This is a genomic window from Pseudomonas silesiensis (genome assembly GCF_001661075.1).
Classification (GTDB): Bacteria; Pseudomonadota; Gammaproteobacteria; order Pseudomonadales; family Pseudomonadaceae; genus Aquipseudomonas; species Aquipseudomonas silesiensis.
The window spans coordinates 5463981-5477780 of record NZ_CP014870.1; the positions used below are offsets into that span (position 1 = coordinate 5463981).

General features: G+C 59.7%; 16 protein-coding genes. 1 reads left to right on the forward strand and 15 read right to left on the reverse strand.

Features of this window, described 5'->3' with window-relative positions:
• Positions 1-5: 5 nt before the first annotated feature.
• The 12 genes from rlmN to trmJ form a co-directional block, all read right to left on the reverse strand.
• Positions 6-1154, reverse strand: a complete 1149-nt coding sequence (gene rlmN, locus PMA3_RS24230) for a dual-specificity RNA methyltransferase RlmN (protein ID WP_046054692.1) — start codon at positions 1152-1154, stop codon at positions 6-8.
• 29 nt (positions 1155-1183) lie between these two features.
• Positions 1184-1609: a nucleoside-diphosphate kinase gene (gene ndk, locus PMA3_RS24235; protein WP_007964426.1), complete on the reverse strand. Its 426-nt coding sequence runs from the start codon at positions 1607-1609 to the stop codon at positions 1184-1186.
• A gap of 92 nt (positions 1610-1701) precedes the next feature.
• The gene (iscX, locus tag PMA3_RS24240; RefSeq protein WP_008147746.1) at positions 1702-1902 is read right to left on the reverse strand and encodes a Fe-S cluster assembly protein IscX; all 201 of its coding nucleotides are present in this window, start codon (positions 1900-1902) and stop codon (positions 1702-1704) included.
• A 15-nt stretch (positions 1903-1917) separates the two neighbouring features.
• On the reverse strand, positions 1918-2259 hold the full coding sequence (gene fdx / locus PMA3_RS24245) for an ISC system 2Fe-2S type ferredoxin (protein WP_054057275.1): 342 nt from the start codon (positions 2257-2259) through the stop codon (positions 1918-1920).
• Complete coding sequence (gene hscA, locus PMA3_RS24250; RefSeq protein ID WP_064679562.1) at positions 2259-4124, reverse strand: Fe-S protein assembly chaperone HscA; 1866 nt, start codon at positions 4122-4124, stop codon at positions 2259-2261. The genes fdx and hscA overlap by 1 nt, the downstream gene beginning before the upstream one ends.
• Before the next feature lie 51 nt (positions 4125-4175).
• A complete protein-coding gene (hscB, locus tag PMA3_RS24255; RefSeq protein WP_064679563.1) occupies positions 4176-4697 on the reverse strand; it encodes a co-chaperone HscB in 522 nt (173 codons plus the stop codon).
• A gap of 8 nt (positions 4698-4705) precedes the next feature.
• On the reverse strand, positions 4706-5029 hold the full coding sequence (iscA, locus tag PMA3_RS24260) for an iron-sulfur cluster assembly protein IscA (protein WP_007903589.1): 324 nt from the start codon (positions 5027-5029) through the stop codon (positions 4706-4708).
• A gap of 34 nt (positions 5030-5063) precedes the next feature.
• Positions 5064-5450 (reverse strand): Fe-S cluster assembly scaffold IscU, encoded by a 387-nt coding sequence (gene iscU / locus PMA3_RS24265; protein ID WP_028620148.1) that lies wholly within the window; start codon positions 5448-5450, stop codon positions 5064-5066.
• An 83-nt stretch (positions 5451-5533) separates the two neighbouring features.
• Positions 5534-6748, reverse strand: coding sequence for an IscS subfamily cysteine desulfurase (locus PMA3_RS24270; RefSeq protein WP_064679564.1), 1215 nt, complete (start codon positions 6746-6748; stop codon positions 5534-5536).
• Positions 6749-6798: 50 nt separating this feature from the next.
• Complete coding sequence (gene iscR / locus PMA3_RS24275; protein WP_064679565.1) at positions 6799-7290, reverse strand: Fe-S cluster assembly transcriptional regulator IscR; 492 nt, start codon at positions 7288-7290, stop codon at positions 6799-6801.
• A 219-nt stretch (positions 7291-7509) separates the two neighbouring features.
• Positions 7510-8286 carry a serine O-acetyltransferase gene (gene cysE / locus PMA3_RS24280; RefSeq protein ID WP_064679566.1) on the reverse strand — a complete coding sequence of 259 codons (777 nt, stop codon included), beginning with the start codon at positions 8284-8286 and terminating at the stop codon, positions 7510-7512.
• Between the two features lie 2 nt (positions 8287-8288).
• Positions 8289-9059 carry a tRNA (cytosine(32)/uridine(32)-2'-O)-methyltransferase TrmJ gene (gene trmJ / locus PMA3_RS24285; protein WP_064679567.1) on the reverse strand — a complete coding sequence of 257 codons (771 nt, stop codon included), beginning with the start codon at positions 9057-9059 and terminating at the stop codon, positions 8289-8291.
• Between the two features lie 145 nt (positions 9060-9204).
• Between trmJ and suhB the strand changes: the two genes are divergently transcribed.
• On the forward strand, positions 9205-10023 hold the full coding sequence (suhB, locus tag PMA3_RS24290; RefSeq protein WP_064679568.1) for a type III secretion system regulator SuhB: 819 nt from the start codon (positions 9205-9207) through the stop codon (positions 10021-10023).
• A gap of 257 nt (positions 10024-10280) precedes the next feature.
• Here the strand turns inward: suhB and PMA3_RS24295 are convergent, their stop codons facing one another.
• The 3 genes from PMA3_RS24295 to secD form a co-directional block, all read right to left on the reverse strand.
• The gene (locus tag PMA3_RS24295; RefSeq protein WP_064679569.1) at positions 10281-10829 is read right to left on the reverse strand and encodes a glycine zipper 2TM domain-containing protein; all 549 of its coding nucleotides are present in this window, start codon (positions 10827-10829) and stop codon (positions 10281-10283) included.
• Between the two features lie 135 nt (positions 10830-10964).
• Positions 10965-11879 (reverse strand): protein translocase subunit SecF, encoded by a 915-nt coding sequence (gene secF, locus PMA3_RS24300; protein ID WP_064679570.1) that lies wholly within the window; start codon positions 11877-11879, stop codon positions 10965-10967.
• A 9-nt stretch (positions 11880-11888) separates the two neighbouring features.
• Positions 11889-13757, reverse strand: a complete 1869-nt coding sequence (gene secD / locus PMA3_RS24305; protein WP_064679571.1) for a protein translocase subunit SecD — start codon at positions 13755-13757, stop codon at positions 11889-11891.
• Between the last annotated feature and the right edge of the window lie 43 nt (positions 13758-13800).

A 13800-nucleotide genomic window follows, 5' to 3' on the forward strand; every position in this document is an offset into this window, starting at 1 on the left:
CTCTCTTAATTATTGTTCGCAGCGTTCTGTGCAATATCGTTTTCGGCGCTCAACTCGCGCACGGCGATATAACGTTCGCTACGACGGGTGCGATCCAGCACCTGCCCTACCAATTGGCCACACGCGGCATCGATGTCTTCGCCGCGGGTGGTGCGCACGGTGACATTGAAGCCGGCATGGTGAAGCTGATCCTGGAAACGACGAATCGCGTTATTGCTCGGACGCTCGTAACCGGAATGCGGGAACGGGTTGAACGGGATCAGGTTGATCTTGCACGGGATGTTCTTGAGCAGCTCGATCATTTCGACCGCGTGCTCGACCTTGTCGTTGATGTCCTTGAGCAAGGTGTACTCGATGGTCAGCACGCGCTTTTCGCCCAGGGACGACATGTAGCGCTGGCACGACTCAAGCAGCATCTTCAGCGGATACTTCTTGTTGATCGGCACCAACTGGTTACGCAATGCGTCATTCGGTGCGTGCAGGGACAACGCCAGGGAGACGTCGATGTGCTTGGACAGCTCATCGATCATCGGCACCACGCCCGATGTGGACAGAGTCACGCGGCGCTTGGAGATGCCATAGCCCAGGTCATCCATCATCAAATGCATGGCGGCCACGACGTTGTCGAAGTTCAGCAGCGGCTCACCCATGCCCATCATCACCACGTTGGTGATGGCACGGTCGGCGGTCGCCGGGATGCTGCCGAACGATTTATTGGCAATCCACACCTGGCCGATGACTTCGGCGGCGGTGAGGTTGCTGTTGAAACCTTGCTTGCCGGTGGAGCAGAAACTGCAATCCAGGGCACAGCCTGCCTGGGACGAAACGCACAATGTGCCGCGCTTGCCCTGGGGAATGTACACGGTCTCGACGCAGCTGCCGGACGCCACGCGCACCACCCACTTACGGGTGCCGTCGGTGGAAATGTCCTCGCTGACGACTTCAGGACCGCGAACCTCGGCAATGACCTTGAGCTTGTCGCGCAAGGCCTTGCTGACGTTCGTCATGGCGTCGAAATCATCGACGCCAAGGTGGTGAATCCATTTCATTACCTGACCGGCACGGAAACGCTTCTCCCCGATCGAGTCGAAGAATTTTTCCATTTCCTGTTGAGTCAGACCCAGCAGGTTGGTTTTTACAGTCGATGTAGTCATGGATTCACCTTCACTCTTTAAGCCAATGCTTAGCGAGTGGTTACTTCAGTAGCTGCGAAGAAGTACGAGATTTCGCGAGCGGCAGCGGCTTCGGAGTCCGAACCGTGTACAGCGTTGGCGTCGATCGATTCAGCGAAGTCAGCACGGATGGTGCCGGCAGCAGCTTCTTTAGGGTTGGTAGCGCCCATCAGCTCACGGTTCAGAGCGATAGCGTTTTCGCCTTCCAGAACCTGAACGACTACTGGGCCGGAGATCATGAAAGCAACCAGATCGCCGAAGAAACCGCGCTCTTTGTGCTCAGCGTAGAAGCCTTCGGCTTCGGCTTTGGACAGTTGCTTCAGTTTCGAAGCTACAACGCGCAGGCCTGCTTTTTCGAAACGAGTGGTGATCTCGCCGATAACGTTTTTAGCAACAGCGTCAGGCTTGATGATGGAGAAAGTACGTTGAACAGCCATGGTGTAACTCCAGAAACGGTAATTTGTGAAAAATTAAACCCGCGAATTATACGCGGGTTCTTGGGTATTGCCTAACTGCGTACGGTGCAGAATCAATCTGCTTCTTCGATCCAGGCGGCCTGAATGGCTTCAAGCACCTTCTCGCCACCGCGTGTCGGATCATCGCTGAACTCCGGCAATGCCAGCACCCATTTGTGCAGATCGACGAAGTTCACGTAACGCGGGTCCACATCCGGCTTGGATTCAGCCAGCTGGATCGCGATTTCCAGCACATCAACCCATTTCAGACTCATGTCGGTTCCCTTGAATCAGTGCGGCGCTTCGGCTGCATGGTTGAGCGAGTACTTCGGAATTTCGACCGTCAGGTCTTCAGTCCCGACGATCGCCTGACAGCCTAGACGCGATTGCGCTTCCAGGCCCCAGGCCCGATCGAGAAAGTCTTCTTCCAGTTCATCCGCCTCTTCCAGCGAGTCAAACCCTTCGCGGATGATGCAATGACAGGTGGTGCAGGCACAGACGCCGCCACAGGCGCTTTCCATCTCGATATGGTGTTCATGGGCCAGCTCGAGAATGGAGATACCCGGCTCAGCCTCCACAACCATGCCGTCCGGGCAAAACTTCTCGTGAGGCAGAAAAATGACCTGCGGCATCAGATATCCTCGATTTCATTCAGGTTGCGCCCCGACAGAGCGGCTTTCACCGTCAAATCCATGCGGCGGGCAGCAAAGGCATCGGTCACTTGCGACAGACGCTTGGTCTGCTGCTCGATGGCGTAGCCATCGGAACCTTTCATCAGTTCGGCCAGTTCCTGCATCTGCAACTCGATGACCATGCGCTCTTCGGCGTCGAGCAGGCGCTCGCCGTCGACATCGAGGGCAGCCTGCACCGCTTCGATCAGGCGCTGGGCATCGACCTGCTGTTCACGCAGGACACGGGCGACCTTGTCGTCATTGGCGTGCTGGAACGAATCCTTGAGCATCTTGGCGATTTCGCCGTCGGTCAGGCCGTAGGACGGCTTGACCTGGATGCTCGCTTCAACGCCCGAACCCAGCTCACGGGCCGCGACACTGAGCAGACCGTCAGCATCGACCTGGAAGGTCACGCGAATCTTCGCCGCACCGGCCACCATCGCCGGAATGCCGCGCAATTCGAAACGTGCCAGGGAGCGGCAGTCGCTGATCAGCTCGCGCTCGCCCTGCAACACATGGATCGCCATGGCCGACTGGCCGTCTTTATAGGTGGTGAAGTCCTGGGCGCGGGCAACGGGGATGGTGGTGTTGCGCGGAATCACCTTCTCCATCAGGCCGCCCATGGTTTCCAGCCCCAGGGACAACGGGATCACGTCAAGCAGCAGCAATTCGTCACCGTCGCGCTTGTTGCCGGCGAGGGTATCGGCCTGGATCGCGGCACCAATGGCCACCACTTGATCCGGATCGATTTCGGTCAGCGGTTGGCGACCGAAAGCTTCAGCGACGGCTTCGCGAACACGAGGTACGCGGGTCGAGCCGCCGACCATGACCACCGCATGCACTTCTTCGAGCTCGATGCCGGAATCGCGCACGGCGCGGCGGCAGGCCTTCAGGCTGCGCGCAACCATCGGCTCGATCAGCGCATTGAAGGCTTCGCGGGTCAATTCGGCTTTCCAGTCGCCATACGTCACTTCAACGGACGAGGCGTTAGTCAGGGCTTCCTTGGCCGCACAGGCGGTTTGCAACAGATTGCGCTGCACACCCGGGTCCAGATCGTCCGACAGGCCAACGCCCTCGATGATCCAGCGAGCGATCGCGTGGTCGAAATCATCGCCACCCAGGGCGCTGTCGCCACCGGTAGCCAGGACTTCGAACACACCGCCGGTCAGGCGCAGGATCGAAATATCGAAGGTGCCGCCACCCAGGTCGTAAATCGCCACCAGGCCTTCGGCATGCTGGTCCAGGCCATAAGCCACAGCGGCAGCGGTCGGCTCATTGAGCAGGCGCAGCACGTTCAGGCCGGCCAGCTTGGCCGCGTCCTTGGTGGCTTGCCGCTGGGCATCGTCGAAATAGGCCGGAACGGTGATCACCGCGCCGACCAGTTCGCCGCCCAGCGCAGCCTCCGCGCGCTGACGCAGCACCTTGAGGATATCGGCGGAAACTTCGACCGGGCTTTTCGGGCCTTGCACGGTGTCGATGAACGGCATGTGCGACTCGCCGCCGACAAAGCGGTACGGCAGTTGATCGCCCAGCTGCTTGACGTCGGACAGACCACGACCCATCAAGCGCTTGACCGACAACACGGTGTTCAAGGGATCGGTGGCGGCAGCCAGTTTGGCCGACTCGCCCACTTCGACGCGATCAGCGTGGTAGCGCACGGCAGACGGCAGGATGACCTGCCCTTCTGCGTCGGCCAGAGGCTCGGAAAGACCACTGCGCAATGCAGCGACCAGCGAATTGGTAGTGCCCAAGTCGATCCCCACAGCCAGGCGACGCTGGTGCGGTTGAGGACTTTGGCCGGGTTCGGCGATCTGCAGTAGGGCCATCGTTATCAGGACTTATCTGTATATCAGGCGTGCGACCGGAGCGGCACTGGGTTAATCGTCGAGGCGCTCTTCTAACTGGCGCACTTCGTAGGTGAGCTTGTCGAGGAACTGCATGCGTCGCATCAGGCGTTCGGCCTGTTCACGCTGCACTGCATCATCCCAACAGGCTGCGAAGCTTTGGTTCAGTTCATCCTGAGCGGTTTTCAGGCGACGCTTGAACGCTGCAATACCGGCCATGTCGGCGCTGTCTTGCAGGTCTTCGAGCTCTTCGCGAAGTTCCATCTGCTGCAACAGGAACTCCGGGTCATGCACCGTGACCTCCAGCGGCAACTCGCCACCATTCAAGGCGAGCAGGTAACGCGCGCGCTTGGGGGGACTCTTGAGCGTCTGGTAGGCCTCGTTGAGGCTCGCGGATTGCTCTAGCGCCAGCCGCTGCTCTCGCTCGGAAGCGTCGGCAAAGCGGTCTGGATGAACACCGCGCGCCAACTCACGGTAGCGCGTGGCCAGCTGGTCGAGGTCCAGATTGAAACTCGGCTGCAGCTCAAATAAAGCGTAATGACAAGGAGTACCCACAAGAAGCCTCAGATATTGAAGCTTTCGCCGCAGCCACATTCACCGCGCACGTTGGGGTTGTTGAACTTGAAGCCTTCGTTCAACCCTTCCTTGACGAAATCGAGCTCGGTGCCGTCCAGGTAGGCCAGGCTTTTCGGGTCGATGATCACTTTCTCGCCGTGACTTTCGAACACCTGGTCCTCTGCAACCACCTCGTCGACGAACTCCAGCACGTAGGCAAGGCCGGAACAGCCTGTGGTGCGCACACCCAGACGAATCCCTTCACCTTTGCCGCGCCCGTTGAGGGAGCGTCGCACGTGTTGAGCTGCCGCTTCTGTCATGCTGATAGCCATCGGTGACTCCTTACTCGTCGCCAAAACTTGAAAGTCAGATCAAGCCTTTCTTCTGCTTGTAGTCGCGAACGGCCGCCTTGATGGCGTCTTCGGCAAGTACGGAGCAGTGGATTTTCACTGGCGGCAAGGCCAGTTCTTCGGCCAGCTGAGTGTTCTTGATCGTCTCTGCTTCATCCAGAGTCTTGCCTTTCATCCACTCGGTCGCCAGGGAGCTGGAGGCGATGGCCGAACCGCAACCGTAGGTCTTGAACTTGGCATCTTCGATGATGCCGGCTTCGTTGACCTTGATTTGCAGACGCATCACGTCGCCGCACGCCGGAGCGCCGACCATGCCGGTGCCGACATCAGGATCTTCCGCGTCCATCTTGCCGACGTTGCGCGGGTTTTCGTAGTGGTCGATGACCTTTTCGCTGTAAGCCATGATTCTTAATCCTCACTCATCAGAGAGTCGCTCTTGAAGCCCTGTGCCCGAAGGTTGCAGGGCTGTTTTGCGGCGACTTGAAATCAGTGTGCCGCCCACTCGATTTTCGAAATGTCGACACCGTCTTTGTACATGTCCCACAGCGGCGACAAGGTGCGCAGCTTGGTAACGGCCTCGCAGACTTTCTGCGCGGCGTAGTCGATTTCTTCTTCGGTGGTGAAACGGCCGAAGGTGAAGCGAATCGAGCTGTGTGCCAGTTCGTCGTTGCGGCCCAGGGCGCGCAGTACGTACGAAGGCTCAAGGGACGCCGAGGTGCAGGCCGAACCGGACGAAACCGCCAGATCCTTGAGCGCCATGATCAGCGACTCGCCTTCGACGTAGTTGAAGCTCAGGTTCAGGTTGTGCGGGACGCGGGCGGTCATGCTGCCGTTGACGTACAGCTCTTCCAGGTCTTCGACCTGCTTGAAGAAACGGTCGCTCAGGGCTTTGATGCGCACGTTCTCGGCAGCCATGTCTTCCTTGGCTACACGGAAGGCTTCGCCCATGCCGACGATCTGGTGGGTCGCCAGGGTGCCGGAACGCATGCCACGTTCGTGACCGCCGCCGTGCATGGTCGCTTCGATGCGAACACGCGGCTTGCGGCTGACGTACAGCGCGCCGATGCCTTTGGGACCGTAGGTCTTGTGGGCAGAGAACGACATCATGTCGACTTTCAGTTTCTGCAGGTCGATCTCGACCTTGCCGGTGGACTGAGCAGCGTCGACGTGGAACAGAATGCCCTTGGAACGGAGCAACTCGCCGATGGCGGCGATGTCGTTGATGGTGCCGATTTCGTTGTTCACATGCATGATCGAAACCAGGATGGTGTCGTCGCGCAGGGCGGCTTCGACCATCTCAGGCGTAACCAGACCATCGGTGCGAGGCTCGAGGTAGGTCACTTCGAAACCTTCACGCTCCAGTTGGCGCATGGTGTCCAGGACAGCCTTGTGCTCGATCTTGGTGGTGATCAGGTGCTTGCCTTTGGTGGCATAGAAATGTGCCGCACCCTTGATTGCCAGGTTGTCGGATTCGGTGGCACCGGAGGTCCAGACGATTTCACGCGGGTCGGCATTGACCAGGTCAGCGACCTGGCGACGGGCGTTTTCGACGGACTCTTCAGCTTTCCAGCCGAACACGTGGGAACGGGACGCCGGGTTACCGAAGTTTCCGTCGACCAGCAGGCATTCACTCATCTTTTGCGCGACACGCGGATCAACCGGGGTGGTCGCAGAGTAATCAAGGTAAATCGGCAATTTCATGGACTATCTCCTAAATCAGGCTGGCTGGCGTTCCGCTAGCTCTTTGGCTGTCATTCGACGGCGGACGCTTCAATCTTGTCCAGGCGTGGCACCTTGCTGTTGCAACGGCGCTGATCCTGACGCTGGGCTACTTCTTGTACCTCACGGCGAGTGACAAGGTCAGCCAAGCTGATACCGCTCAGAAATTCGTGAATCTGCAGGCTCAGGTCGCACCACAAATGGTGGGTCAGGCAGGTATCGCCGTGATGGCAATCGCCCTGGCCCTGGCACTTGGTGGCATCGACCGATTCGTTCACCGCATCGATCACCTGGGCGACCTGGATGCCCTGCATGTCGCGCGACAGCTGGTAGCCGCCGCCCGGACCGCGGACGCTGGAGACCAGGTTGCTGCGACGCAGCTTGGCAAACAGCTGCTCGAGGTAGGACAGGGAGATGCCTTGGCGCTCGGAGATATCGGCCAGGGACACCGGCCCGTGCTGCGCGTGCAACGCCAGGTCAAGCATGGCGGTCACGGCGTATCGGCCTTTTGTAGTCAGTCGCATGGACAATTACCACGGAGTTCGGAATGGGGCGAGTATGCAATTCCCGAGTATTTAAGTCAACTATAAGACCTAGTGATTTACTCGGGATTACCCGCGAAAGAGCGGCCGCATCATAGCAAAGGCTGGCGGCGTACAGCCAGTAGTACCGCGTTATCGTTCTTCGCGGGCAAGCCTCGCTCCTACAGGAGCGAGGCTTGCCCGCGAAGGCGTCGGCACGGTCTAGCTGGCCTGACTCTGATCCTTATCCTTCACACACGCAAAATCCTCCTCGCGCAGCTCAGGCAGATCCTTGGCACAGTAATTACTGCCCAGATCCTTCAACGCCCCGCACATCCCCTCCAGACGCCCATCGACTGCCTGCAGGTGATCGAGCAACTGGTTGATGGCGCGCGCCACCGGGTCCGGCATGTCTTCGCCGACGCCATAGGCATCAAAACCGATCTTCTCGGCCATGGCCTTGCGCTTGGCGTCCTGCTCTTCGTCGGACTTGACGATGATCCGCCCAGGAATGCCGACCACAGTCGCCCCGGCAGGCACCGCCTTGGTCACCACGGCATTGGAACCGACCTTGGCCCCCGCCCCCACCGTGAACGGGCCGAGCACCTTGGCGCCCGCGCCGACCACCACACCATCTTCCAGTGTCGGGTGACGCTTGCCTTTATTCCAGCTGGTGCCGCCGAGCGTCACACCTTGATAAAGGGTGACGTCGTCGCCGATCTCGGCCGTTTCACCGATGACAATGCCCATGCCATGGTCAATGAAAAACCGTCGACCCACCTTGGCCCCCGGATGAATCTCGATCCCGGTCAACCAGCGACCGAAGTTCGACACCAGCCGCGCCAGCCATTTCAGCTCGGCGCGCCATAAGGCCGCCGACAGCCGATGGATCCAGATCGCGTGCATCCCGGGGTAGCAGGTCAGCACTTCAAAGGCATTACGTGCCGCCGGGTCTCGGTGGAAAACGCTCTGGATATCTTCACGCAAACGCTCGAACATCATCAATCCTTCCGATTTAGAAGCTCGCCACGGGCCGCTTTCTGGGTTTCCGTGAGGATGCCACGCAATATATTCATTTCCGCCCGGCTGACCGAGCTGCGTCCGTACAACCGGCGCAGGCGCGCCATCAAGTGCCGCGGTTTTTCCGGATCGAGGAATTCGATGGCCACCAGGGTCTGCTCCAGGTGCTCATAGAATCGCTCCAGCTCATCCATGGTCGCCAGTTCACCACTTTTGGTGGACGCCACTTCATCCTTCTCGACCTTGCTCGGCTGGCCTTGAGCCGCGAGCCAGGACATGCGCACTTCATAACTCAACACCTGCACCGCCGCCCCCAGGTTCAGCGAACTGAACTCGGGGTCTGAGGGGATGTGCACGTGATAATGACATCGCTGCAGCTCGTCATTGGTCAAGCCGGAATCTTCACGACCGAACACCAGGGCAATCTCGGTGCCTTGCGCGGCCTCCTCGACCACCCTCGTCCCGCATTCGCGCGGATCGAGCAATGGCCAGGGAATCCGCCGATCGCGGGCGCTGGTGCCCAACACCAGCGTGCAGCCCACCAGGGCATCTTCCAGGGTGGCGACGACTTGCGCGTTTTCAAGGATGTCACCGGCACCGGAAGCACGGGCATCGGCCTCGTGGTGCGGGAACAACCGCGGTTCGACCAGTACCAGCCGCGACAGGCCCATGTTCTTCATGGCACGCGCAGCCCCGCCGATATTCCCGGGGTGGCTGGTATTGACCAGGACGACACGAATGTTTTGCAGCAAGGGAGGCACTCTCGAACACGTCAAAGGGGAGCAAATCTTACAGTTCCTCCTACCGTTAAGCTATGAAAGCGCACACTGTCCTTCACCTGCAGAAACTTTCTGATAGAATGCCCGGCTTTCTTTAACAACCTTAGGTGACACATCCATGCAGCCCATGCTGAATATCGCGCTGCGCGCCGCCCGCAGCGCCAGTGAATTGATCTTCCGCTCCATCGAGCGCCTGGATACCATCAAGGTCGACGAAAAAGACGCCAAGGATTACGTATCCGAGGTGGATCGCGCCGCCGAGCAGAAAATCATCGACGCGCTGCGCAAGGCCTACCCGAACCACTCGATCATGGGTGAAGAAACCGGCATGCACGCCGGCAACGGGATCGAAGGCGAAGAATACCTGTGGATCATCGATCCGCTGGACGGCACCACCAACTTCCTGCGCGGCATTCCTCACTTCGCGGTCAGCATCGCTTGCAAATACCGCGGTCGCCTGGAGCACGCAGTGGTTCTGGACCCGGTTCGCCAGGAAGAATTCACCGCCAGCCGTGGTCGCGGCGCTCAACTGAACGGTCGTCGCCTGCGCGTCAGCGGTCGCACCAGCCTGGACGGCGCCCTGCTGGGTACCGGCTTCCCGTTCCGTGACGACCAGATGGACAACCTCGACAACTACCTGGGCATGTTCCGCGCCTTGGTGGGCCAGACCGCCGGCATCCGCCGCGCCGGTTCGGCGAGCCTGGACCTGGCCTACGTGGCTGCCGGCCGTTTCGATGCATTCTGGGAGTCGGGCCTGTCCGAGTGGGACATGGCCGCAGGCGCCCTGCTGATCCAGGAAGCAGGCGGCTTGGTGAGCGATTTCACCGGCGGTCACGACTTCCTTGAGAAAGGCCATATCGTTGCTGGTAACACCAAGTGCTTCAAGGCAGTGCTGACGGCGATCCAGCCGCACCTGCCGGCCTCGCTGAAGCGCTAAGCGAGCCGCCACAGAAAAAAGCACCCTCCGGGGTGCTTTTTTTATGCCTGGAATACGGGTTCGAACTCACCACAAGACCCTGTGGGAACGGGCTTGCCCGCGATGGCGTCATCACCCGCACCATCAATGGAGACTGATACACCGCTATCGCGGGCAAGCCCACTCCCACAGGGTGATGTGGTGATTTGAGGAAGTGGGTTTCAGGCATAAAAAAAACACCCCGCAGGGTGCTTCTTTTGGAATTTGAATGTCAGCTCTTACTGAGCCGGCTCATTCTGCGACAGGATCAACTTGCCTTCCTTGTCCACCGGAATCTGATTACCCGGATCCCGATCCATCCGCACTTTACCTTCCTTGCCATCCAGCGAATAACGCACGTCGTACCCTACGACCTTGTCACTGATGTCATTCACCGTGTTACAGCGGGTCTGGGTCGTGGTGTAGGTATCGCGATTCTGCATACCTTCCTGCACCTTGTTGCCCGCGTAACCGCCACCGACCGCACCGGCCACCGTGGCAATTTTCTTGCCCGTGCCGCCGCCGACCTGGTTACCGAGCAAACCACCCGCAACGGCACCGATGGCGGTACCGAGAATCTGGTGTTGATCTTTGACCGGCGCCTGCCGGGTCACCGCTACATCCTTGCAAACTTCACGTGGCGTCTTGATTTGTGTCTTGACCGGTTCAACGGCCAGTACTTGCGCATATTCAGGGCCGCTTTTAACCAGCTTGTAGGTGGCCACAGCACCCCCGGCAGTCACACCGACAGCACCCAATACCGCACCAACCAGCATCGACTTGTTCACATGAACCTCCTGACCATCACATGCGGGACACGCCCGCGCTTCTCCCAGCCTTGGAGCATAAAAAAAGGCGCGAGTTCAACTCGCGCCTTTTTGGCTGACATCACTGGAGGACTGCCGTGGAATCGAGAGCCCCCTTCAAGGACGGTCGTCGATTTCCTTGTCGGTAGCTACCGGCGGAATCAGGTCTTCGGTACTCAGGTTCAGCCAGATCAACACCACGTTGGCGATGTAGATCGACGAATAAGTACCCGCCATCACCCCGACGAACAGCGCGATGGAGAAGCCCCACAGGTTGTCGCCACCGAAGATCAACAGCGCGCCGATCGCCAGCAAGGTGGAGATCGAAGTGGCCATGGTCCGCAGCAGGGTTTGCGTGGTCGAGATGTTGATGTTGTCGATCAGGGTCGCCTTGCGCAGCACCCGGAAGTTCTCGCGAACCCGGTCGAATACCACGATGGTGTCGTTCAACGAGTAACCGATGATCGCCAATACCGCGGCCAACACCGTCAAATCGAAGGTGATCTGGAAGAACGAGAGGATCCCCAGGGTCACGACCACGTCGTGGATCAGCGAAACGATGGCACCGACCGCAAACTTCCACTGAAAGCGGAACGCCAGGTAGAGCATGATGCCGCCCAGCGCCATCAGCATGCCGAGGCCGCCCTGGTCGCGCAGCTCTTCACCGACCTGCGGGCCGACGAATTCGACGCGCTTGACCACGGCCGGGTTGTCGCCACCGGCCTTCTGCAAGGCTTCAGCCACCTGGTGACCCAGTTGCGGGTCTTCGCCAGGCATGCGCACCAGCAGATCGGTGGTCGCGCCAAAGCTCTGCACGATGGCGTCGTTGTAACCCGACGTCGCCAGCTGCTCACGCACCTTGGTGACATCGGCCGGACGCTCGTAGGTCAGCTCGATGAGCGTACCGCCGGTGAAGTCCAGGCCGTAGTTCAGGCCCTTGCTGAACCAGCTGAACAACGCCAGAACCGTAAGGAGCAATGTGACGCCGAACGCAACGTTGCGAACGCCCATGAAGTTGATTGTACGTAACATGGCAGCCCCTTAAATCCACAACTTCTTGAAGTCACGACCGCCGAAGATCAGGTTGACCATCGCGCGGGTCACCATGATGGCCGTGAACATCGAGGTAAAGATCCCGAGGGACATGGTCACTGCGAAGCCCTTCACCGGGCCTGTGCCCATGGCGAAGAGAATCCCGCCGACCAGCAAGGTGGTCAGGTTGGAGTCGAGAATCGCGGTGAAAGCCCGGCCGAAGCCTTCGTTGATTGCCCGTTGCACGGTCATGCCCGCGGCAATCTCTTCGCGTATCCGCGAGAAGATCAGCACGTTGGCGTCGACCGCCATGCCCATGGTCAAGACGATACCGGCAATACCCGGCAGGGTCAGCGTGGCACCCAGCAGCGACATCAAGGCCAGCAGCAACACCATGTTCACCGCCAGCGCGACGGTGGCGATGATGCCGAAGAAGCGGTAGATGGCGATGATGAACAGCGAGACGAACAGCATGCCCCACAGCGATGCATCCACGCCCTTGACGATGTTGTCGGCACCCAGGCTCGGGCCAATGGTGCGCTCTTCAGCGAAGTACATCGGCGCCGCCAGACCGCCGGCACGCAGCAGCAGCGCCAGCTCGGACGACTCGCCCTGGCCGTTCAGGCCGGTGATACGGAATTGAGCACCCAGGGGCGACTGAATGGTCGCCAGGCTGATGATCTTCTTCTCTTCCTTGAACGTCTGAACCGGTACGTCTTTTTCGACGCCGTTGACCACTTGTTTGACGTAAGTGGTCACCGGGCGCTGCTCGATGAAGATCACCGCCATGCTGCGACCGACGTTGCTGCGAGTCGCGCGACTCATCAGCTCGCCACCATGGCCATCCAGGCGGATGTTCACTTCCGGCGTGCCCTGCTCGCCGAAACCAGCCTTGGCGTCGGTCACCTGGTCACCGGTGATGATCAGGCCACGCTCGATCTGCGCCGGAGGACGATTGCCTTCGCGGAACTCGAAGGACTCGGAAGTGGCTTTCGAAGCACCCGGCTCGGCGGCCAGGCGGAACTCGAGGTTGGCCGTCTTGCCGAGGATACGCTTGGCTTCTGCGGTGTCCTGCACGCCCGGCAGCTCAACCACGATGCGGTTGGCGCCCTGGCGCTGAACGATAGGCTCGGCAACACCCAGCTCGTTGACGCGGTTACGGACCGTGGTCAAGTTCTGCTTGATGGAGTATTCGCGGATTTCCGCCAGCTTGGCCGGGGTCATCGCCAGACGCAGCACCGGCTGGCCATTGAGGTCGGCCGGAACAATGTCGAAATCGTTGAAGTTCTTGCGAATCAGGGTGCGGGCTTGCTCGCGGGCGGCTTCATCGGTGAAGCCCAGCTGAATGGAACCTTCGAATTGCGGCAGGCTGCGATAGCGCAGTTTCTCTTTACGCAACAGGCTCTTGACGTCGCCTTCGTAGACTTTCAGGCGTGCATCGAGGGCTTTGTCCATGTCCACTTCCAGCAGGAAGTGCACACCACCGGACAAGTCCAGACCCAGCTTCATCGGGTGCGCGCCAAGGCTGCGCAGCCATTGCGGGGTGGTTTGCGCCAGGTTCAGTGCAACGACATAGTCATCACCCAATGCCTTGCGCACAACGTCCTTGGCCGGCAACTGGTCTTCAGCCTTGGTCAGGCGCAGCAGACCGCCCTTGCCGTTTTCCGCCAGCGTGGCCGCCTTGACGTTGATCCCGGATTCCTTGAGCGCTGCGCTCACGCGATCCAGATCAGCCTGAGTGACCTGCAGCGAAGTGCTTGCACCGCTGATCTGAATAGCCGGGTCATCAGGGTATAAATTGGGAGCGGAATACACCAGACCGATCGCCAGCACCGCCAGGATCAGAATGTATTTCCACAGAGGGTATTTGTTCAGCATCACGCCGCCCGCTTATGACGCGGGGCGCCTTGCGCGCCCCGTC